Source organism: Paenibacillus forsythiae T98 (assembly GCF_000520735.1).
Classification (GTDB): domain Bacteria; phylum Bacillota; class Bacilli; order Paenibacillales; family Paenibacillaceae; genus Paenibacillus_AQ; species Paenibacillus_AQ forsythiae.
This window is the reverse complement of the sequence record NZ_ASSC01000301.1, coordinates 1-21679: the sequence shown is the minus strand read 5'-3', so window position 1 is coordinate 21679 and position 21679 is coordinate 1. Positions and strand designations below refer to the sequence as shown.

Annotated in this window: 17 protein-coding genes; 11 read left to right on the top strand and 6 right to left on the bottom strand. The window is 53.1% G+C overall.

Annotation, left to right across the window (positions count from 1 at the left end; translation table 11 throughout):
• Positions 1 to 650 (bottom strand): ABC transporter permease (locus L692_RS0109930; protein WP_025699464.1); only part of this gene is annotated, 650 nt, incomplete at its 3' end.
• A gap of 425 nt (positions 651 to 1075) precedes the next feature.
• Here L692_RS0109930 and nifB point away from each other — a divergent pair.
• Positions 1076 to 2431, top strand: coding sequence for a nitrogenase cofactor biosynthesis protein NifB (gene nifB / locus L692_RS0109925; protein ID WP_025699462.1), 1356 nt, complete (start codon positions 1076 to 1078; stop codon positions 2429 to 2431).
• 264 nt (positions 2432 to 2695) lie between these two features.
• Here the strand turns inward: nifB and L692_RS0109920 are convergent, their stop codons facing one another.
• A complete protein-coding gene (locus tag L692_RS0109920; protein WP_025699461.1) occupies positions 2696 to 4054 on the bottom strand; it encodes a PFL family protein in 1359 nt (452 codons plus the stop codon).
• Between the two features lie 55 nt (positions 4055 to 4109).
• A complete protein-coding gene (locus L692_RS0109915) occupies positions 4110 to 4379 on the bottom strand; it encodes an ACT domain-containing protein (protein ID WP_025695090.1) in 270 nt (89 codons plus the stop codon).
• A gap of 315 nt (positions 4380 to 4694) precedes the next feature.
• Here L692_RS0109915 and L692_RS0109910 point away from each other — a divergent pair, with 315 nt between their 5' ends.
• Complete coding sequence (locus tag L692_RS0109910) at positions 4695 to 5021, top strand: YnfA family protein (RefSeq protein ID WP_025699458.1); 327 nt, start codon at positions 4695 to 4697, stop codon at positions 5019 to 5021.
• Here the strand turns inward: L692_RS0109910 and L692_RS0109905 are convergent.
• Entirely contained in the window at positions 4996 to 5646 is a 651-nt protein-coding gene (locus tag L692_RS0109905) for a LysE family translocator (RefSeq protein WP_025699456.1), read from the bottom strand. The two genes, L692_RS0109910 and L692_RS0109905, sit on opposite strands and share 26 nt — an antisense overlap.
• Before the next feature lie 13 nt (positions 5647 to 5659).
• The gene (locus L692_RS0109900; RefSeq protein WP_025699454.1) at positions 5660 to 6100 is read right to left on the bottom strand and encodes an Lrp/AsnC family transcriptional regulator; all 441 of its coding nucleotides are present in this window, start codon (positions 6098 to 6100) and stop codon (positions 5660 to 5662) included.
• Between the two features lie 259 nt (positions 6101 to 6359).
• On the opposite strand from L692_RS0109900, the gene L692_RS0109895 reads away from it, so the two are divergent.
• The 5 genes from L692_RS0109895 (at position 6360) to L692_RS0109870 (ending at position 16954) form a co-directional block, all read left to right on the top strand.
• Entirely contained in the window at positions 6360 to 7454 is a 1095-nt protein-coding gene (locus L692_RS0109895) for a small-conductance mechanosensitive channel (RefSeq protein ID WP_232238758.1), read from the top strand.
• 30 nt (positions 7455 to 7484) lie between these two features.
• A complete protein-coding gene (locus L692_RS0109890) occupies positions 7485 to 12908 on the top strand; it encodes a diguanylate cyclase (protein WP_025699450.1) in 5424 nt (1807 codons plus the stop codon).
• Between the two features lie 207 nt (positions 12909 to 13115).
• Entirely contained in the window at positions 13116 to 13745 is a 630-nt protein-coding gene (locus L692_RS0109885; protein WP_025699448.1) for a TetR/AcrR family transcriptional regulator, read from the top strand.
• A gap of 33 nt (positions 13746 to 13778) precedes the next feature.
• Positions 13779 to 15272 (top strand): DHA2 family efflux MFS transporter permease subunit, encoded by a 1494-nt coding sequence (locus tag L692_RS0109880; protein WP_025699446.1) that lies wholly within the window; start codon positions 13779 to 13781, stop codon positions 15270 to 15272.
• A gap of 209 nt (positions 15273 to 15481) precedes the next feature.
• Positions 15482 to 16954 carry an amino acid permease gene (locus L692_RS0109870; RefSeq protein WP_025699445.1) on the top strand — a complete coding sequence of 491 codons (1473 nt, stop codon included), beginning with the start codon at positions 15482 to 15484 and terminating at the stop codon, positions 16952 to 16954.
• Between the two features lie 85 nt (positions 16955 to 17039).
• Here L692_RS0109870 and L692_RS0109865 read toward each other — a convergent pair whose 3' ends face one another.
• Entirely contained in the window at positions 17040 to 17861 is an 822-nt protein-coding gene (locus tag L692_RS0109865; RefSeq protein ID WP_025699444.1) for a nitroreductase family protein, read from the bottom strand.
• A 225-nt stretch (positions 17862 to 18086) separates the two neighbouring features.
• On the opposite strand from L692_RS0109865, the gene L692_RS0109860 reads away from it, so the two are divergent.
• The 4 genes from L692_RS0109860 to L692_RS0109840 all read left to right on the top strand — a co-directional run.
• Positions 18087 to 19172 carry a GIY-YIG nuclease family protein gene (locus L692_RS0109860; protein ID WP_025699442.1) on the top strand — a complete coding sequence of 362 codons (1086 nt, stop codon included), beginning with the start codon at positions 18087 to 18089 and terminating at the stop codon, positions 19170 to 19172.
• Positions 19173 to 19251: 79 nt separating this feature from the next.
• Positions 19252 to 20205 carry a sugar-binding transcriptional regulator gene (locus L692_RS0109855; protein WP_025699440.1) on the top strand — a complete coding sequence of 318 codons (954 nt, stop codon included), beginning with the start codon at positions 19252 to 19254 and terminating at the stop codon, positions 20203 to 20205.
• An 11-nt stretch (positions 20206 to 20216) separates the two neighbouring features.
• Positions 20217 to 20900, top strand: a complete 684-nt coding sequence (gene rpiA / locus L692_RS0109850; protein WP_036723028.1) for a ribose 5-phosphate isomerase A — start codon at positions 20217 to 20219, stop codon at positions 20898 to 20900.
• A gap of 353 nt (positions 20901 to 21253) precedes the next feature.
• Positions 21254 to 21679: PTS fructose transporter subunit IIB (locus L692_RS0109840; protein ID WP_025699436.1), on the top strand; the 426-nt coding region annotated here is incomplete at its 3' end.

The following is a 21679-nucleotide window of genomic DNA, read 5'->3' as shown; positions in this document are numbered from 1 at the left end:
GACCAATGAAGCAGCCAGCCAAGACCGGCCAAGCCTCCCAGCATTTCTCCGGCTACCAGAATAGCCAACAGCAATATAATCGACGTACGAACCCCCAGCAAAATAGAGGGAGACGCCCCCGGCAATATAATCCGCAGGAATAGCCGCGAGGGAGAGGTTCCCATACTGCGCGCTGCCTTCAGCAAGTCCGCATCTATATTCTGCACACCGACAATGACATGGTGAAGCAGAGGCCAGAACGCCACCCAGGCGACGATGATCAGCTTGGCCTTTTCCCCGATCCCGAAGAACAGCAGAAATACCGTCATGAGCGAAAAGGGATTGACCTGGGCCAGAATCCGGAACAGCGGGTTCAGTCCTGCAGCCAGACCGGGCAGCCAGTACCCGAGAATCGCACCTGCCGGCACGGCCAGCAGTGCTGCCAGCGCAATGCCTGCGACCACCCGCCAAAGTGTGGCTATCGTGTGGCCAAGGAGATGCTGGTCCCGCAGAAGCGCCGCGATCTCCTGCAGCACTGCGGACAATGGCGGGAAGAAAGTCGGATTCACCAGCCCGCTCCTCGGCAAAACCTCCCACAGAATACAGAGAAGGGCGATGCCGGATAAACGCAAGCAGACGAGCAGCAAGACCGGGATATTCCTGGTTGTCATGAAAGTATAACCCCCTGTTCGTTCAATAAATCCTATTTTTCTCATATGTTTTGTACAGTTTAGATTTGTCATCGATTTTTTGTCAATAGATGTACTGGCTGGATAAGAATCCAAATTTGACGGAATCAAGAACATTCATCAGTCTCTGATCGCCGCTTGCCCCTGCTTTTCCATGGAGTTGTTACTTTCAACGTTGACAGAAACTGGGGCTTGTTCTATAATACCCTAAGCACATGGGGATTGTGGGATAATAAATGCGGCTGACCGAATGTCAGGAAGCCGGATGACTGCTGCGGCAGTTGTCCGGCTTTTGTCACTTTAGCGGGTGATCGGATTCCAGATGATGTTGCTCTATCGAGATATGCTTTGGCGACTTCGCGGTGAAGGGAGACGCTGGACAAATTGACGGAAAGGTGGTGTTCGCGTTGACGAACGAATCACGCCATCCTTGTTATGACGAGATGGCGCATCATTATTTTGCCCGCATGCATGTGGCGGTAGCGCCGAAATGCAATATCAGCTGCAATTATTGCAATATCAAATATGACTGTGTCAGCGAGAGTCGCCCCGGCGTCGTCAGTAAGGTGCTTACGCCGCAGGAGGCTTACGCCAAGGTGCGCAGTACGCTGGCTTCGCTGCCGCAGCTGACCGTGGTCGGCATCGCGGGACCCGGCGATCCGCTGGCCAATCCGCAGGAGACATTCGAAACCTTCGGCTTGCTGTCCGAAGGCCTGCCCGAGCTGCAGCTGTGCCTCAGTACCAACGGGCTGAAGCTGCCCGATTATTCGGAGGATATCGTCAGGCATCGCATAGCCCATGTGACCGTCACGGTCAATGCCGTCGATCCGCAGATCGGAGAGGAGGTATACCGCGCCGTGTTCTTCCGGGGCAAGGTCTACAGGGGCAGGGATGCTGCAGAACTGTTGCTGCACAACCAGCTGGAGGGTATTCGGCGAATCGCGGAGCGCGGCGTAAAGGTCAAAGTCAATTCCGTGCTGATTCCCGGCGTTAATGACAGCCATCTCATCAAGGTGACCGAGGCGGTCAAGGCGGCAGGCGCTTTCTCCCACAATATTATGCCGCTGATTCTCTCGCCGGGCAGCGTATACGAGAAGGAAGGGCTAAAGGAGCCAACTCCTTCGCTGACGGTTCAGGTGCAGGCGCGCAGCGAGGCGGTGATGCCGGTCATGCGGCATTGCCGCCAATGCCGCGCCGACGCGGTCGGTCTGATTGGCGATGATCTTGGCGTCAAGACTGAAAACACGCCGACCCGGGAATATGATCCGGCAGCCCGCGAGGAGCTGCTTGTCCGGCTGGACCGGACGGCCGCGGAGCGCAAGCGGCGCGAAGCTGGTGCGGGAGAGCAAGGAGAGCGCGGCACTATGCGCATCGCCGTGGCGACGCGCGGCGGGGACCAGGTGAATGTGCACTTCGGTCATGCACGCGAGTTTCTTGTCTACGAGGTGTCCGGGCAAGAACAGAAGCTGCTGGGTGTTCGGCGGATTCAGGCTTACTGCAACGGCAAGGCCGAATGCGGGGAAGCGGACAAGGAGGCGATTCTGGATGAGACGGTGGCGCTGCTGCAGGATTGCTCCATCGTTCTCTGCGCCGCGATTGGTCCCGGACCGGCGGAGCGGCTGGCCCGCGCCGGTCTGACAGCGCTGGCGCGAAAGGGAGAGATCGGCAAGCTGCTGGAGCAGTGCGCCAAATATCACCGTTTCTTCACCTCCATCTCCTGCTCCCCGCCTGGAGTGCACCCGTCCGCTGCGCAGCAGCGGTGACGGTCCGGGAATATAAAGCGGGCTTCGTGGCTTAACCGGCAGCGGGCTGTTCCAGTCACCGAATAATTCGCTGGTCATGTCGACGGTGCCCCGCACCCGGTTGGGCCCAGCGGCAGCGGCCGGAAACCGCTAATTGCCCGCTCCAACCGAACAAAGCCTCCGATCCATCGCAGCAATCAGCGATGGATCGGAGGCTTTTGGCCTTCCGGCGCGGCGCTCAAGCGGCGGCCGGGCCTGGGCAGGACCTAAGTTCGCGGTCCGGCTTTAGTTCTTGAAGCTGTGAATCGGCGCGGGAATCCGGCCGCCCCGGTCAATGAAGCCGGCGCAGTTAAAGGAGTTGACGGGCATGATCGGAGCATAGCCGAGCAGTCCGCCGAACTCGACCATCTCGCCGACTTCCTTGCCGATGACAGGGATGATGCGGACGGCCGTCGTCTTGTTGTTGACCATGCCGATCGCGGCTTCGTCTGCGATGATGCCGGAGATCGTTTCCTTGGACGTGCTGCCCGGAATGGCGATCATATCAAGTCCCACCGAACAGACGCAGGTCATTGCTTCAAGCTTCTCCAGCGTCAGCGCTCCGCGCTGCACGGCCTGAATCATGCCGTGGTCTTCGCTGACCGGAATGAATGCGCCGCTAAGTCCGCCTACATAGGAGGAAGCCATGACGCCGCCTTTCTTGACGTTGTCGTTAAGGATGGCGAGCGCCGCCGTCGTTCCGGGCGCTCCCGCTTCCTCAAGGCCCATCACCTGGAAGATTTCCGCGATCGAATCCCCGATCAGCGGCGTAGGCGCCAGCGACAGGTCGATAATGCCGAACGGTACGCCGAGACGCTTCGAGGCTTCCTGCGCGACGAGCTGACCGACGCGGGTTACCTTGAAGGCGGTCCGCTTGATCGTCTCGCACAGCGTCTCGAAGTCCTTGCCTTTGACTTCCTCCAGGGCGCGCTTGACCACGCCCGGACCGCTGACGCCTACGTTAATGACGCATTCCCGTTCGCCTACGCCGTGGAAAGCGCCGGCCATGAACGGGTTGTCCTCCACGGCGTTGCAGAATACGACCAGCTTCGCGCAGCCGATAGAGTCGCGGTCCGCCGTGCGCTCCGCAGTCTTGAGGATAATGTCGCCCATCAGCTTGACGGCGTCCATGTTGATGCCGCTGCGCGACGAGCCGACATTGACGGAGGAGCAGACTCTTTCCGTCACGGCCAGCGCTTCGGGAATGCTCTCGATCAGCTTGCGGTCGCCCGTGGTGCAGCCCTTCTGCACCAGCGCGGAGAAGCCGCCGATGAAATTGACGCCGACTTCCTTGGCCGCCTTGTCCAGCGCTTCGGCAACCGGAACATAGCTGTCCGTATTCAGGGAACCCGCCGCGATGGAAATCGGCGTAACGGATATCCGTTTGTTGACAATCGGCACGCCGAACTGCTTCTCCAGATCTTCACCGGTCTTTACCAGCTTCTCGGCGGATTTGGTGATCTTGTCATAAATCTTCTGGTTAAACACCTTCAAATCCGTATGCGAGCAATCCATCAGGCTGATGCCCATGGTAATGGTCCGCACGTCCAGGTTCATTTCGCGGATCATTTTATTCGTTTCTTGTACTTCCACCAGTGAAATCATGGTAACCCTCCTGCTTGCTTATCTTTAAACCCTCTGTATGGATCGGCCGACCGCCTTAAATGCGGTGCATAATATTGAAAATATCCTCATGCTGCAGCTTGATTTCCACGCCAATCTCCTCGCCGATCTGCTGCAGCTCTTCTACGAGAACCTCGGTGGATTTCGCCGCTTGGGAAATATCGACAATCATCATCATGTTGAAGTAATCCTGGACAATCGTCTGGGAAATATCCAGAATGTTCACATTTCGTTCCGCCAAATACGTACATACCTTGGCAATAATGCCGACCTTGTCTTTTCCGAGTACAGTAATGATTCCTTTCAATGCTGCTTCCCCCTTGTCTCCATGCTTTCCGCCCTTACATTACCGCGAGAAACGGCACCGTCCGCAACAGGACAGCGTAGCCCCTTCTTCTTGCCGAGCGTAAATTGTTTATTTAATTCATTATGTCAAAAGGAGGTGCAAGCTTCAACCAAATGTTTTATGTCAGATGACAATAATCCGAAATAAATCCGTCAACAGCTCATAAATTGTGACATTATGGAGGATTTTCTGAAAATAACTCGAATATTAATCACCGAATTCCAGCGGAAGATAATACAAAGGAGTCCGGAATTGGCGGAAGCAGGGGGCGATGAAGTGGCAATATCCATACTATTATTCATTTTGGCGGGACTGGCGGAAATCGGCGGGGGTTATCTGGTGTGGCTGTGGCTGCGGGAATCGAAGCCGCTCTGGTTCGGCATCGCCGGAGCGCTGGTCCTCGTGGTCTACGGCATCATTCCGACCTTCCAGCGCTTTCCCGGCTTTGGACGCGTATATGCGGCTTATGGCGGTGTCTTTATCGTGATGGCTGTGCTCTGGGGATGGCTTGTCGACAAGAAGACGCCGGACCTCTACGACTGGATCGGCGCGGCGGTCTGCATGGCCGGAGTATGCATCATGCTGTGGGCGCCCCGCGCCTGAAGATCCATTTGACGATCAGCCGGAAGGCGAAATAGAGAAACAGGATGCCGGTCAGAAAGTTCAGCCCTCTTGCGGAAGCAGGTGTCACGAGCGGGCGGGCCAAATCTCCAAGCACGGCAACCGCCGTCAGAAACAGAACGGTCGCCAGCAGGCAGCCCAGTCCGAATTGCATCAGCTCGCCGCTTGGCAGCCTGAGCTCCGCCATCTTGGCGGAGAAGATTCCGGTCCAGAAGAGAAGCGTCAGCGGATTGGACGCTGTCAGCAGGAGCGCGCGGACAAACATGCCGCCCCGGCCCGAATCGTCCGCAATCGGCAGGGCGGGAAGCAGGCTGTGACCGAGCATTCCGGCGATCATATTCAAGCCGAACACCATGAGCGTGCCCGCTCCGAGCAGATACAAGATCCCGCCGGGCCGCCGGCCGCCGCCGGGCTTCCGGCTTCTGCCGAGCAGGGCAGCCCCCCGCAGCGCGGCGAGAATGAACAGGCCGTCGGCCAGCGTTACGCCGGCAACGCCCGCCTCGGCGGCGCCAAAGCCGCGCAGCGAGGCGGCGTGGAAAATAAAGAAACAAACCGGGCCCACGGCAAGCTGAAGCAGAAGCCCCCATTGCAATCCCCGAAATATCATGCATTCCCTCCGTTCATCTGTTCCACTTCTCTTTAAGCGAGGACAGGGAAATCATGGTGTTGCTCCGGATGACACCCGGCACGCTCTTGAGCGTATCGGACAAAAAATTCTCCAGTTCCCCGGTATCCTCCACAAGCACCTTCAGCAAGTAGTCGTATTCGCCGGCAAGGTGGTGGCACTCCAGCACCTCGGCGCAGCCGGAGATGAAGGCCCGAAAGGCGGGAATTTGCTCTGTCCGGTCGATGACGACCAGCACGAACGCAAGCAGTTTGTATCCTGCCTTGGCCCGGTTGATCTTGACGGTGTAACCTTCGATCATACCGGATTCGTCCATCTTGCGGATTCTCTCCGTCACCGCCGGGATGGAGAGCTTTACTCTTTTGCTGATATCGGAAACGGTCATCCGGCTGTTCTCCTTGAGCGCTTCCAGAATACTGCGGTCGATTTCGTCCATGGTCATCCCCCTCTCATTATGAATGTAAGAAGATTGTAAAATAGACTTTAATAATCGTAAATGATTTCCAGAATAACAATAAAAAATAAAGAAATCGATATAGATTTAATAAAATTATGAAGTCTCTTCACAGCATTCCCGATTCAGCCGTTAATAAAGACAACAGGCGTTCGGCATTTATATGACAAGAAAGGTGATATGGATGAAAAAGTGGCCAAAAAAGCTTATACTTATTGTTACTTTCAGTTTGATTTTTATCTTGCCGTACATAGGAAGCGTTGCGAGGTGGAAGGGGCTTCCGCCGGGGTATGGCGATTTTCCCGCTCAGAAGGTTGAGGGGGACCCGGGGTTCAATCTGCTGTATTTTATCCTGGCCTCCCTGGTGGCGTTGTTCATCGCCGTGTTCCTGATCTTCCCCGGACTGTTCGGCTTTAAGAAGACCGGAGATGAACGGACTGAATCCGGCGGACCAACACCGTTTCCCGTATGGTTCTGGTGGAGCCTGCCGGTGCTTGGAGTGAGCTGGCTGTTCATGTGGGGACGGGTTCACTATTTTATTTCCTTTGAATACTATACCTTCGTTCCATTATGGTGGGCTTTTATCCTGATTCTGGACGGCGTCGTGTACAAGCGTAACAACGGGAAGTCCATCATTTCCAGGAAACCGAAGGTTATGCAGCTGCTGGCCGTTGTCTCCTGCTTCAGCTGGTTTGCTTTTGAGTTTCTGAATTTTTTTGTCGTCGAGAACTGGTATTACCCGAACAATGAAGTGTTGACGAATTTCGGCAATGTATTCTGGTTCTCTTTATCCTACACAACGGTGCTGCCCGCCATATTTGAATGGTATTTGCTGCTCAAGACGTTCAAAGGGTTCAGAGACAGGTACCGGAACGGTCCCAAGTTGTCCGTGAACCGGACGTTTCTGCTCATCTACTATGTCCTTGGGCTGGGCCTGGCCTTCGGCATGGGTTACTATCCTTATGCGCTGTTCTGGGTGCTCTGGGTCGCGCTTGTTCCTCTTTTGTCTGCGGCTATGGCTTTAACGGGGTACTGGACTCCTTTTACTTCAATAAAAAATGGGGACTGGTCCTCTGTCATTCTGATTGCCCTGGCCACTCTGTTTAACGGATTCTTCTGGGAATTTTGGAATTTCGGAAGCGAATGGTTTCATGATTCCTTGCCTACCAATCCGAATTATTGGAAATACTCCGTTCCCTATCTTGACAAGATACATATTTTTTCGGAGATGCCCATTTTGGGGTATTTCGGATATTTGTTCTTTGGCGTAAACTGCTGGATAATATGGCTTATTGCAGCGTATATTTTTGACTTTGACGCCGATTTCGAAGTGTAGGGGATAACGATTGTAAAAGGTGGACTGGGTATGACTGGGATTGAAAATTATCAAATACTGGAAACGATCTCCGACAATGACAGAAAATCGGTGTACAGATGCAGAGATACAGTCTCCCGGGGTACGGTTATATTAAAGGTCCTGAAATCGGAATTTACCGGGCATGAAGAGGTCATGCGGTTCAAGCAGGAATACAAGATGCTCCGGGAACTAAGCGGGCGCGCCGAAGGCGTCATCAAGCCCCTTAAGCTGGAGGAACAGAACGGTTTCTTTATCATGGTTCTTGAAGATATACAGGGACAGTCCCTGAAACGGATCTTGGCTGACGGCAAGCCGGATCAGGAAGCGCTCTTGCGGCTCGTTATCAAGATCGTCGACATCATTGGAGCCATTCATGAACACAACATCATCCACAAAGACATCAAGCCTTCCAATATCATTTGGGACCGGAACAACGACGTTGTGCAGGTCATCGACTTCGATCTTGCGGTCAAGCTGCCGAAGGAGAAGCGGGAATTTCAGAACAGCGGCGTTCTGGAAGGAAGCCTGCTGTATATCTCTCCAGAACAGACGGGCCGGATGAACCGGAACATAGATTACCGGACGGATTTCTACTCGCTGGGCGTTATGCTGTATGAGATGGTTACAGGCGTCAAGCCCTTCGAATCCGCCGATCTTCTGGATCAGATTTACTCCATCATTGCCAAAGAGCCGGTCTCTCCCTATCAGCTGACCGGGGGCAGGGTATCCCGCACGTTGTCCGGCGTCATCATGAAGCTGATGGAGAAATCACCGGAGGACAGATACAGAAGCGCCTATGGCATCAAAGCCGATTTGAAGAAATGCCTGGAGGGAATGGATGACTTTGAGCCGGGGCAGGAAGATAAACGGAACATCTTCCGGATTTCGCAAAAAATCTATGGCAGGGAAGCGGAACTGGACCTCCTGGTAAACGCTTTTAGAGCAAGCTTGAAGGGCAGCCCGCAGATCATGCTGATCTCCGGGGAGGCAGGCGTGGGCAAGACCGCTCTCGTAAACGAACTGCACCCATATATCAGCCAGGAGAAAGGGTTGTTCGCGTCGGGGAAGTTCGATCAATACAACCAGAACATCCCGTACAGCGCGATGATTCAGTCTTTCGGGGCATTGATCCATCAGCTGCTTGACAGCCCTGATGAAGAATATAAGAGAAGCCTGGAGAAGTCTCTGAGAACCGCTGTGGGCGGCAATGGCAGCCTGATCACGAATATCATACCGGAGCTGGAGAGGCTGATCGGCGTTCAGCCGGAGATCGAGCCTCTTAATCCTGCCGAGGAGATCAACCGCTTCTTTCTGACCTTTGCTAACTTTATTGAGGGGATCACGAACAATGAAAGACCTTTAGTCCTGTTTCTGGACGATGTTCAGTGGGCTGATTCGTCAAACTTGCAGCTTATAAAGAAGCTGGCGCTCAGCAATCATTTGCGAAAATTGTTCATCGTGTGCTCGTACCGGCCGCTTGCAGAGGCGGAGAACTCCCCACTGTTCGCCTCGATCGCCGAAATTGAAAAGAGCAGGGAAGTGGGGGGAATCACCCTGGGCTCCCTTTCCCTCGGGGATGTGGAGAACTTCATTGCCGATACGCTTTATACCGAGCCTGGTCAGGTAAAGGAGCTCTCGGGAATTATTTATGCGAGAACCAAGGGGAATTCCTTTTTTATAAACGAAGTTTTGAATGAGCTGCATAAGAACGGTTTTATTTTTTTTGATGACCTGGAAGGCGAATGGAAATGGGTGCTCGCCCAAATCTCCGATTTGAATATTAACGACAATGTCGTCGAGTTCTTGATGCTAAAGCTGCAGGATCTGCCGGAAGAAGATAAGAGGGTTCTGAGATTATGCGCATCCATTGGCAACCTGTTCGATTATAAAATGCTGTCCCTGCTCGCCGGGGAGGAGCATCATGTCATTGCCAGATCCCTGATCAGAGCCGTGGGTGAGGATATTATCATTCCGGCCGATATGAATTATTCCATGATGTCCGGTCTCCTGGAGGAGACCGGGGATATCCCGGAGGAGGTTAACGCCTGTTTCCGGTTTCAGCATGACCGGCTTCAGCAGGTGTTCTACCAGATGATCGATGATGAAACAAGCAAGCGGCTCCATCTGAAAATAGGCAGACTGATGGTTACGCAACTCGATCCCGGAGAGATTGAAGACAAACTCGTAGATATTGTGACGCATATCAATAAAGGAATTGAATGTATTGCCGATGAGGATGAAATCGATCAGGTCATCGGGCTTAATCTCCAGGCCGCCCAAAAAGCGAAAACGGCCTTTGGCTATGATGCCGCATTTGCTTTTCTGGAATCAGCCGTTAGCCTCCTGCGGAGGAGCCGGTGGAGGAGCGAAGAGCGTCGGACCCTGGAGCTTTATCGGTTGTATGCCGAGTGCGGGTATCTGACCCATCATACCAAGCAGGCCGACATGGCCTGCGAAGTTCTTCTGAAACAGTCCACTGACAGCTTTGCCGCTGCCCGGGTGTATGAAATGCAGGCCAATCACTATATGTATCTCGGGATGATGAAAGAATCGATAGCGTCCGGGAAACGGGGGCTTAGGGAGCTGGGGATCAAAATACCGGACAAGCCCGGTATGGCCTCGGTATTAAAAGCGTTTGTGCGGGTGAAGGTAAGTCTCAGAGGCATGTTGATCGAGGAGATTTTCGAGAAGCCTGAAATGCAGGACGACCGGATAAAGCTGATCATGAGACTATTGATCAATATTTTTCCACCGGCGTTTATCTCGGGAGAGCCCAATCTGTTTGCCCTGGTCGTGCTGAAGAAAGCGGAGCTGACCTTGAAATACGGGAGTTGTCCCGAGTCGGCCATTGCTTTTATCGGTTATTCCATATTGCTGTCCGGATTCGGCGACCTTAAAGGGGCTTTCGATTTCGGGAGACTCGGCATACGAATCAATGACAAGTTCAACGATTTGCAGTGGAGGGGGGCGGCGCATGTCTTATACACGCTGTTCTGCCACGCCTGGAATGAGCCTTGGGATACGCTGCATGACTGGTTCAGCAAATCGATTGAGTCCAGTTTGAGAACGGGGGATCTGCTCTATCTCGCCCATGCCTGCTTTTATGTAAATCTCTGGAACCCGACCATGGACATCGCCGCCAATCTCCATGAGAGCAACCGGTACATTGCGATGATCGAGAACACGAAATACAGGGAAGCGTTGGCAACGGCGAAGCTGGCCAGGCAGCTGCTGCTTAATCTTGCGGGAGAACTGGACAATCCCCTTGCGCTGGACGGAGAGACCTTCAGTGAAGAGGACTATGTGCGGCAGCTTGAAGAAGCCAAATATTATTCGGGAATCGCCATCTATTATATCTATAAGATGAAGCTGGTGTTCACCTACGAGAGCTACAGCGACTCTCTGGCCTATATCGACAAGGCATACGGGATCATCGGCACTCTTGCAGGCTCGGCCTTCGTGGAGGAGTTCGCTCTCTATACATTCCTGAATCTCGCCTATTGCTATAAAGACTTATCCTCGTATGACAAGGTGAAAGCAAGAGCAAGAATGCGCAAGGAGTACAGAAGGGTAAAGAAATGGGCCGCTCACAATCCGGGGAACTTTCTGCTGCACGAGCGGCTGATGAAGGCCGAATGGGCAAGAATTACGGGAAAGAACGAGCTGGCCGGCAAATATTACGATCTCGCCATAGCAGCCTGCGAACAAGGAAATGTTGTCAGGTACAAGGCGCTGGTCTATGAACTGGCCGCCAAATTCTATAACGGCAGAGACCTCACAGAGTTCGCTTCTTATCTGTTCAGACAATCTTTATATTATTATTCCGTATGGGGTGCCAAGGGCAAGATCAGGCATATGAATCAGCAATATCAGGATATTGTGAAATTTAAAAGGGAGTTCCTGGCGGGAAGATCGGTTACGGATTCCACGGAGAGCATTGATTTGAATTCCATTCTATTGGCGTCCCAGGCCATTTCCAAGGAGATTGAGCTGAATAACCTGCTGGAAGCGCTGATGGAAATCGTCATCAAAAATGCGGGTGCCCAAAGAGGCTGCATCCTGATGAGATCAAGCTCGGATCTGCTGGTGGAAGGGGAGTACAGGCCGGAAGACGATAAAATAACCGTCTCGGTGCATAAGCAATCGGACCCGGGCGGCGACAATCTTCCGTATTCCATAATCCATAGTGTGGAGGAAACCAAGGAGACGCTGATTTACAAGGATGCTTTTTCCGAAGCCGGACTGATGAATGATCCCTATATGATCAGACACCAGCCCAAATCCCTCGTATGCATGCCGCTTATCAATCATAACAAGACGATCGCCGTCATCTATCTGGAGAATAATCTCGTAACGGGCGTATTCACGAAGGAGAGAATGAGAATTATCAATCTGTTGTCGAGAGAAATGGTATTCTCGCTTGAGAATGCCAGCCTGTATTCCGATCTGGAGCGCTCGGAGGAGAAATACCGCGAGCTCGTCAACAACATGCTGGACGGCATATTCATTATTCAGGACATGCAGTGCAAATTTGTGAATGCGGCCCTGGCGCAGATGGTCGGCTATGAAATGGAAGAGATGCTGGAGCAGCCGTTTGATAAATTCATTGCTCCGGCGCACCGGGAAGAGGTGCTGGCCCTGCACCGGAGAAGGGTTGAAGGTCGAAATGCTCCGGGCGAGTATGAGACCAGATTGGTGCATAGAGACGGTGTAAGGGAAATTGATGTCATTCACAAAGCGACATTCATTAACTATCTGAACAGGCCGGCGGTTCAAGGGACAGTGAAGGATATTACGGAGAGAAAAAGAGCCGAAGAGGAACTGAGGAAGCATAAGGAGCATCTGGAGGAACTGGTTATCGAGAGAACCAAGGAGCTGAAGCTCAATAATGAGGAATTGAACCGGAATATCCGGTTGATTGAAAAGCTCTCCATTACGGATGAACTGACCGGCCTCTACAACAGACGGCATTTCAATACGATTTTTTGCAGTGAAGTAGGCCGTGCCGAGCTTGAACAAGGGTATCTGGCTTATATCATGCTTGATATTGACTATTACAAAAAGTATAACGACACTTACGGCCATTATGAAGGCGATAACGTGTTGCGCAGGCTCGGGGCAACGATCAAGGAGCGGGCCGCCAAGGCCAGTGATTTCGTATTCCGGCTGGGCGGAGAGGAATTCGGGATTCTCGCTGCCGGGCTGACTCCTGAGGAGTCCTTCGAATATGCCGAAGAGCTTAGAAGGAGCGTTGAGGAATTAAATATCCCTCATGAAATGAGTCCGGTCTTCGGGCGCCTGACGGTTTCGGTGGGAGTCGCCGCCGTAAGAGTAGACGGATTGACCGAAAAAGATATTTACAAGCTGGCGGATGACGCCTTGTATCAGTCCAAGGCGGACGGCCGCAACCGGGTTACGCTGATCGAGCGTTAAGGAGCGAACGGGTAAAGCCCTTGCCAATGGAAATGCGAGAAGCCGAGGCGCATCTTGATGCCGCCGCTTTCGGCTTCTTTGCTGTTCCGGCTGAAACGAGAAAGGTGCTGTTGACAGCCGATTTCGGTATGGAGTATATTAAACATTGTATTAAACGATGTTTAAATCACTGTGTAAATCAGGCGCCGGAAGGAGAAATGGATCTACATGACCCTGGAACAAGATCCTGAGGTTTTCGGAGATAAGGATACGAAGCAGCAAATTCTTGACGCCACAGTAGAACTGATACGCAAGGGAGGAGTCGAATGCGTAACCCTGCGCCAAATTGCCGCGAAGGCTGAGGTCAATCTGGCGCTTGTCAATTATTATTACCGTTCCAAAGACAATCTGCTGATCGAGGCGGTCCGCACGCTGATATCCCGCTTTGACGCCGCGTTTAATGCGCTTGAGGATGAGGCTCTGCCACCCGGAGAGCGGCTGAAGCAGTTCTTCAAGCAGTATGCCGGCCATCTTCTGCAATACCCGGGACTGGCCAAGCATATGATGGGTCAAACCCCGAGCATTATGGGCTCGCTTCATAAATATTCCCAATACAGCAAAACGATGAAGCAGAAAAAAATGCTGACCGCTCTGCGGGAAGCCACGGGCGAGCAGGATGAGGAGCGGCTCCGGATGATGATGGTTCAGCTGTTCGGAGCGGTATTAATGCCGATTGTCGCATTCACATGCGCCGAACCGAAAGATCAGGACGAAAGCTTGCCCGGCGCGCAGCTGCCCCCGGTGGAAATTCAGGTGGATCATCTGATCGACCATTATTTTCACAAATACCAGATCTAACAAGACAAACTTATACAGAAAGAGTGGAATTTCATGGAACCTACTAAACAGGCGGCTTCCGCCGCCGAAACAGAGTCTTTTTCGCTAAAAGCGATCCTTCCGCCTCTGCTGGCCATTATCGTCGGCATGATTATGGTCATTCTGGACAGCACAGTGGTCAATGTCGCCATTCCGAACCTTACCGAATATTTCGATGCGGATCTCAAAACCATACAATGGACCATTACGGGATATACGCTCGCTTTATCCGCCGTGATCCCGCTGGCCGGATGGATGACCGACCGGTTCGGCTCCAAACGGGTATTTGTGGCGACGGTCGTCATGTTCGTCGTGGGATCGGTGCTGTGCTCCATTGCCCAGACACCGGTTCAGCTCATTGTTTACCGCGTCATTCAAGGCCTGGGCGGCGGGATGGTCGCTCCGATCGGGATGGCTATGGTATTCCGGCTCGCTCCGCCGGAGCGCAGAGGCTCCATTATGGGCATGCTTGGCATCCCGATGCTGCTTGCTCCGGCGCTCGGCCCGATTCTTTCCGGCTGGCTGATTGAGTATGTGAGCTGGCACTGGATATTCCTCATCAACCTGCCGATTGGCATTCTGGCTATTATTCTGGGCTTGAAGTATTTGCCCAATACCGAGCGGCATGAGACGCCGACACTCGATTTGCTTGGCATCATTCTGGCACCGATTGCTTTCTCGATGCTGGCTTACGGCGTCAATGAAGGCGGAAGCTCCGGCTGGTCCACCATACCGGCGATTATGGGCCTTGTTGTGGGCGGAGCCGCGCTGCTCTTCTTCATTATTGTCGAGCTGCGCCAGAAGAATCCGCTGCTTGAGCTGCGTGTCTTTGGCTCTTCGGACTTTACCCGCGGCATCTTCCTGTCCTGGGTAACCCAGGCGGCCTTATTCGGCTCCATGCTGTTCGTGCCGCTGTACTTGCAGAATGTGCGCGAGTTCACTCCGCTGGAGACCGGTGTGATTCTGCTGCCGCAGGCGCTCGCCTCCGCGATCGGCATGCCGCTGGGCGGACGGCTGTTCGACAAGATCGGCGCAAGGCCGCTGGCGTTCGTCGGGCTGTCCATCATCTCGACCGCGCTGTTCCTGCTCTCGAATATTACGATCGAAACAAGTCTGCCGAGCATCATGGTCTGTCTCGGACTTATGGGCCTGGGCATGGGCATGACGATGATGCCGGTGAATACGCATGTGCTGAACGCCGCCCCGCGCCATCTCGTCGGGCGCGTCACACCGCTGACTACGGCTGCGCAGCAGGTGGTTGTATCCTTCGCGGTCGCCGGAATGACGGGATATCTGACCACGCAGATCACCGAACATATGGCAGCGGCAGGCAAAGACGGCAACCCGTTGGTCGCGGCGGTTATGGGCTTTGACGATGTCTTCTTCCTGTCTGCCTGCATCGCCGCCGCCGGGGTTGTCATCAGCCTGATTCTGCGGAAGCCCAAGATCAACTCTTCCGGGGAAGGCAATGCTTCCCAGGAAGATGGAGTGCTGTTGCCCGGCCACTGATAACGGGCTGGGTTAGATAACCGGTAGAAGCCGAGCAGGGATGCCCTGCGAGCGGGAGGATCGCTTGCGGGGCATCCCTTTTGTTTGGGTTGCGGGAGCGGAAGATCTCCCGGTGAAGCAAGAAGCATGCGGCGGTTCCGACATAGTCATGGGTAATTCTCCGATATTTGCAGATACTGATGTAAAACAGATCGCCTGGAGGACGTCTCATGAAGCATGAAGAGAAAGGGTTATCGATATGGCAGCTTACTATGCTTGCGCTTGGAACTGTTGTGGGCGGCTCATTTTTCCTGGGCTCTTCGGTGGCGATCCGCGCGGCGGGACCTTCTGTACTGCTCGCTTATATCATTGGCGGGTGTCTGGTGTACTTCATATTAACCGCGTTGTCGGAAATGACGGTTGCGAATCCGGCGTCCGGCTCATTTCGCACTTATGCTGAACAAGCCTTTGGCCGGGGAGCTGGCTTTACGGTAGGCTGGGTGTACTGGACGGGGCTGGTACTGGCGATGTCCAGCGAAGCGACGGCGGCTTCCATTCTGCTGCGGAGCTGGTTCCCCGCGCTTTCTCTCCCTCTGCTCGGGACGGTCATTATTATCTTGGTGACGCTGCTTAACCTGCTGGGAGCGGAGCGGTTAAGCAAGCTTGAAAGCGGGCTTGCGGCGGTCAAGCTACTGGCTATTGCCGCTTTCGTCGTGATAGCCGTGTGCCTGGTCGCCGGAATCGGGACGGCTGTGTTCGGCGGGGCCGGCGGACAGGGTGGGGAGGTGGCTGCCGGTTACAGCGTTCTGACTGGCGAGCCCTGGATGCCGGGAGGGGTCGGCGGTATCGCGGGAAGCATGCTGATGGTCATGTTTACCTATGCGGGATTCGAAGTGCTCGGACTTGCCGCATCCGAAACGGGCAATCCGGCGGTCACGATACCGAAAGCCATCCGGCTCACGACCATCCTGCTGGTGGGCTTGTATCTGGCTGCCATAACGGCGCTGTTCCTGTTGATTCCCCGTTCCCTTGTGTCCGAAGAGGTCAGCCCGTTCGTATCGGCGCTCACCCTGCATGGCTTGGGCTGGACGGGCACCGTTATGAACATTGTGCTGGTAACGGCGATATTATCCACGATGCTTGCCTCCCTGTTCGGCCTTGGACGCATGCTCCGCTCATTGGCTGATGAAGGACACACGCCGGTCTGGATGCGGGACCGCTCGGACATCCCGTATCGCGGCATTCTCGTGTCGGGAGGGGCGATGCTGGGCGCGCTCGGTCTCGGATTGATGCTGCCGCAAGGCATCTATTTGTTCCTGGTCAGCTCGGGCGGCTTCTCCCTGCTGCTCGTCTATGTCGTCATTATGGCCAGCCATTACCGGCTCCGTATGCGGCATACCGGTTCATCTGCGCAGCGGCGCGGCATGAAGGGCTTTCCCTATACGTCCTGGCTAACCATCGGAAGCCTGATTGCAATTATCGCAAGCATGCCGCTGATTCCGGGCCAGGGAGGGGGGCTTGCGGCCGGATCGATGTTTGTTCTGTTGTTTGCGGGCTTGTACGCGCTCGGACGCTTCCGCCGGAGATCGCCGAAGCAGTCCCGGCAACCGGTTCGTCCGCTGGCGTCCGTAAGTACTCTGTCTCCCGGCTATGCGAAGGCGGAGATGTCTGAAGAATGGACCGATGATAAGACGAGAAAATGAGAGGGCACGGGTCAAGCTGCTCCGATGTTTGTAACATGAGAGCTGCTGCACCCGTGCTTTTTCTAGTGGAGAAGGGAGGACCTGTTTATACTGTTATTTTCTCAGGGCTAAAGAAAGCAACATCCAGCGGATTCCGGTCCACTAGTCTATGGTATTGATACTTAGGATACCCGACCATCACCGCTCCGGTAATGACTTTATCTTCGGGGATATGGAATAGCTCCAGCATCGGTGAATCTTCCCCAAGCGCACAAAATTCGAGTCCTCCCGCCCAACAAGAACCTAAGCCGAGAGAAGGGGCAAATAATTCGAGGTAAGTCAGCGAGAAGATAGAATTTTCCCGGCCGTTCTTGAAATCTTTAGCAGCGGTCGTGAGGATAAGGCTTGGAGCATCGCGCAGAATCACATCCGTTCCTTGGTTGCGGAATGCGTCAACGATAGAAGAATATCGCGCGCCTAATACGGGATCATTTTCCAATTTTTGAATCGTCATTTCCGAAGCTTTGCGCAAAGTCTCTTTATCCTCAACAATGACATAGGAGATCCCCTGCGTGTTGCCGCCGGTAGGCGCGAAACGGGCAATCTCAACAAGCTGCAGCAGCTTTTCCCGTGGAACAGCCGTCTTTCTGTAGCTGCGAATGGAACGACGGGAGCGCAAGAACCGCTCAGCTTCTGCTTCGTTTAACTTGTCATACCCTGTGATTGAAATCTGCCCGGCGAGCGGCGTTAACGAATGGTCAATCGCTTCGTTTGGGCATACCGCGACACAATGTCCGCATTCCATACAGGCTGCCGCCGCAGTGGCTTCGGGACCATACTCTCCCATAGTTAATGCACGGGTTGGACATTCTTCCACACATATCGCACATTGTATGCACTCTTCTTGATCTACTGTAATTAATCCCACAAGGTTCACTCCTTCATATTTGTTTGATTGGTATATAATAAACTGATCGGTCTAATATATCGTATCACATCTCCTTGATCTGTCAATATCTGGCTTTTACTTCGTTCGAACTGGGCGTATTCTGTTTTCCTTTTAACGAATGTAAGAACGTATGGCATGCTATAATGGTCTCAAATCTAGCAGAATGCTCGAAGAGCGTAGCGCAGAAGGAGACCTTTTTCATAAATGAAAGACAAAATACGCAGCCTTCCCTTATCGCCGGGAGTCTATCTGATGAAGGATTCGCTTGACGGGATCATTTATGTCGGCAAATCCAAGAACCTCAGAAAAAGGGTGCAGTCCTACTTCTATAACTCAAAGTCCCATTCCAAAAAGGTAAAGCAGATGGTCAGCCAGATCAGGGACCTGGAATACCGGGTGACGGATACCGAGTTTGAGGCTTTTATGCTGGAGTGCCGGTTAATCCGCGAATTGAAGCCCATGTACAATAAAAAGATGAAGAATCCGCTCGCCTATACTTACATTGTCATCAGGACCAGCGAGGACTTGCGCCGCATAGAAATTAACAATTATCCCGACGCAAAGGACAGCCATGCGGTCTTCGGACCCTATACAGCGAACAGAAATTCGGTGGAACGGGCGGTTCAAGGATTTCAGGAATGCTACAAAATCTCCTGCGCCCATTCCAGCTTCAGCGGCTCCGCCTGCTTGAACTATTCACTTGGACTGTGCCTTGGAATGTGTCTGGGCAAAGAGGCGATTGCGGAATACAACCGGATCATTGACCGCTTTATTGCTCTCCTTGACGGAAGCGACCGGGGACTGTACGAAGAAATGAACCAAAGCATGCAGAAGGCGGCTGAACAATGTGAATTCGAGGCGGCGGCGAAATACAGGGACTGCATGGAGTCTTTAGGCTTCATTCTAAATAAAGAGAAAGTGATCGGGTTCACCGAAGAGAACCGGAATATCGTTATCCTTGAATATTTAAGCGAGGACACGCTCAAGCTCTTTCTCGTCAAGCGGAACGCCATTCTTCACCGGGAAAAGCTTGCCGTCAGGCATCAAGGGATGGAGCCGCTGCACGCCAGAATTAAAGGCTTGATTATGACCGGTTTCGGGGCCGAGCCTCCTCTATCCAGCAAGGTCAGCCGCGAGGAAATCGACGAAGCCCAGATTATCTACAGCTATCTTAAGGGCAGCGCCTGCCATTATCTCTTTATTCCGGACGAATGGCTTGGACCGGGCGACCCTAACGGCATGGATGACGCGCTCCGCGCATATCTCAAGAACGCATTGACTCCCCATTGAAAAAAGAATATACTCAAATTGCACATTAGCACATTTTATATTGACATGAACAAATGTGCAAGAGCTACGAGGTGTCTGCATGGATAATAATGAAGAAATCAGATTAATGCTGAAGGTTGCCCAGATGTATTACGACAACGATATGACGCAGAGCGAAATTTCGAAGGAGCTTGGGATTTACCGGACGACCATCAGCCGGATGCTGAAGAAGATCCGCGAGAGAGGCATTGTGAAGATCACGATTAATTACAGCCTCAGCGAAACCTTCAATATTGAGCGGCAACTGGTGGAACGGTTCGGTCTGAAGGAGGCGATTGTTGTCCCGGTTGCGGGCGAGGACAGCAAGGCGAAGCTGAAAGTCATGGGCCAGGCTTGCGCCCAGCTCATGAGCCGGATCGTCCAGGATGAAGATGTGGTCGGGCTGGCCTGGGGAAGCTCGCTTGCCGAGGTCATTCATGAACTGGAGGAGCCACGCGAGAGCGGCGCCGTGTTCGTGCCTCTGGTTGGCGGACCGTCCGGGAAGCTGGAGAGTCAATATCATGTCAATACGCTGGTGTACGCAGCCTCCCAGAAGTTTAAAGGGACGTCCTCCCTGATTGATGTGCCGGCCATTCTGGAGCGCAAGGAAACGCGGGATCAGATTGTGGAGTCGCAATATTTTCAGAACATTTCGGATCTTTGGGACAGGGTCACCGTCGCGATTTTTGGCATCGGTTCCATTCAGATGAAGGGCAGCGCGACCTGGAATTCTTTCTATGGGAACGAGCTGTTCGAAGAGCTGGAAAGAGGCCAAATTGTCGGCGATATTTGCTCCCAGTTTTTTGACATCGACGGAAATCTTGTGAACACAAGCATCTCCGAGCGTACGATAGCGATTGGGCTGGACCATTTGAAGAAAACGAGATACGCCATCGGAGTCGCGGAGTCGCCGGAGAAGGCGGACGCCATAATTGGAGCTTTGCGCGGAAAATATCTTAACGTTCTGGTGACCACGGAAGAAACGGCCCGGATCATTCTGGAACGCACAGTTTAAGGAGGAGAATAATGTCTGACGATATCAAGAAAGTCTCCGCTCGGGAAGCCCTCAAATTAATTAAGAGTGGTACAATTATCGGCTTGGGTGGAGGGAGTACCATATCTTACCTGATCCAATACATCAAAGAGGATGCCGATCTTCAGGTCAAAGTGGTCACGCCATCCGTCAAAACAAGGCTGCTCTGCATCGAGAACGGGCTGGAGGTGCTCTATACGTCTGCGGTGAAGCAAATATCGGTCGCTTTTGACGGCTGTGACGAGGTGGATGAAAGTCTGAACGCGTTAAAAAGCGGCGGCGGCATTCATACGAAGGAGAAGCTGATCGCTTCCATGGCGGAGGATTACATACTGCTTGTCGATGATACGAAGTTTGTGGATCGCCTGACCTTCAAGCATCCCGTCGTCCTGGAGATTCTGGAGGATTCCCTGGCTTATGTGCAGAACAAAGTCTCGGCGCTTGGGGGCAAGCCGTCCGTTCGGACGAGTGCCGCCAAAGACGGGTTTACCGTGACGGAGAACGGAAATCTGCTGCTGGACGTACATTTTGAACAGGTGGAGGACATTGCCAAGCTCGAAAGCGATCTACAGCAGATTCGTGGGGTGGTGGATACATCCTTGTTCGTCAATGTCGCTACGAAAGCGCTGATTGCCGGTGAATCCGGCATCCGTCTGGTGTCCGGTACGAAGAATTAAGCTATCATAATATAAAGTCCTATCGGTTAAAAAAAGTCCAATAAATCGGGTCGGCGTGACGCTGGAGGCTTCAGCATGCGCCCGCGCGGTTTATTGGTTTTTTGCATTTTTATGCAGCTCGGTTCACTATCCAGGAAGGCAAAATTCATCTGAATAATTATTTGAATTCCCTGTTGACAATCGAAAAGCGGGTGTTATACTAAAGTTGTGAAATCGAGCACATATAATCATAACAAGCACAAATGTGCAAAACATTGGGTGGTGGTTAGTTGGTTGGGAACGGGGAGAGGAAAGAGTGTTATTTAATGATTGAGATGTAAGCGCTTAATTAAAGTACAAGGGGACGATTAATCATGAAGCTTGTAGCCATTACGTCTTGTCCGACCGGTATAGCTCACACCTATATGGCGGCGGAAGCACTGCAAGTGGCAGCCAAAGCAATGGGCCATAACATCAAGGTAGAGACCCAGGGCTCCGTCGGCGCCGAGAACGTCATTACAGAACAGGATCTGCGGGAGGCGGACGGAATCATCATTGCCGCAGATACCAAGGTGGACAAGAGCCGTTTCGCCGGAAGGGCGATCATTGAAGTTCCGGTTAAGGAAGCGATCAGAGACCCGAAAGAGCTGATTAACCGGGCGTTAAGCGCCAAGCCGGAGGCAACCGCCAAGGTGGACCTGACCGAGCAGGTGAACCAAATCAAGGCGGAAGAAAAAGAATCAAGAAGCGGCATCTACAAGCATCTGATGACCGGCGTCTCCTTCATGATCCCCTTTGTG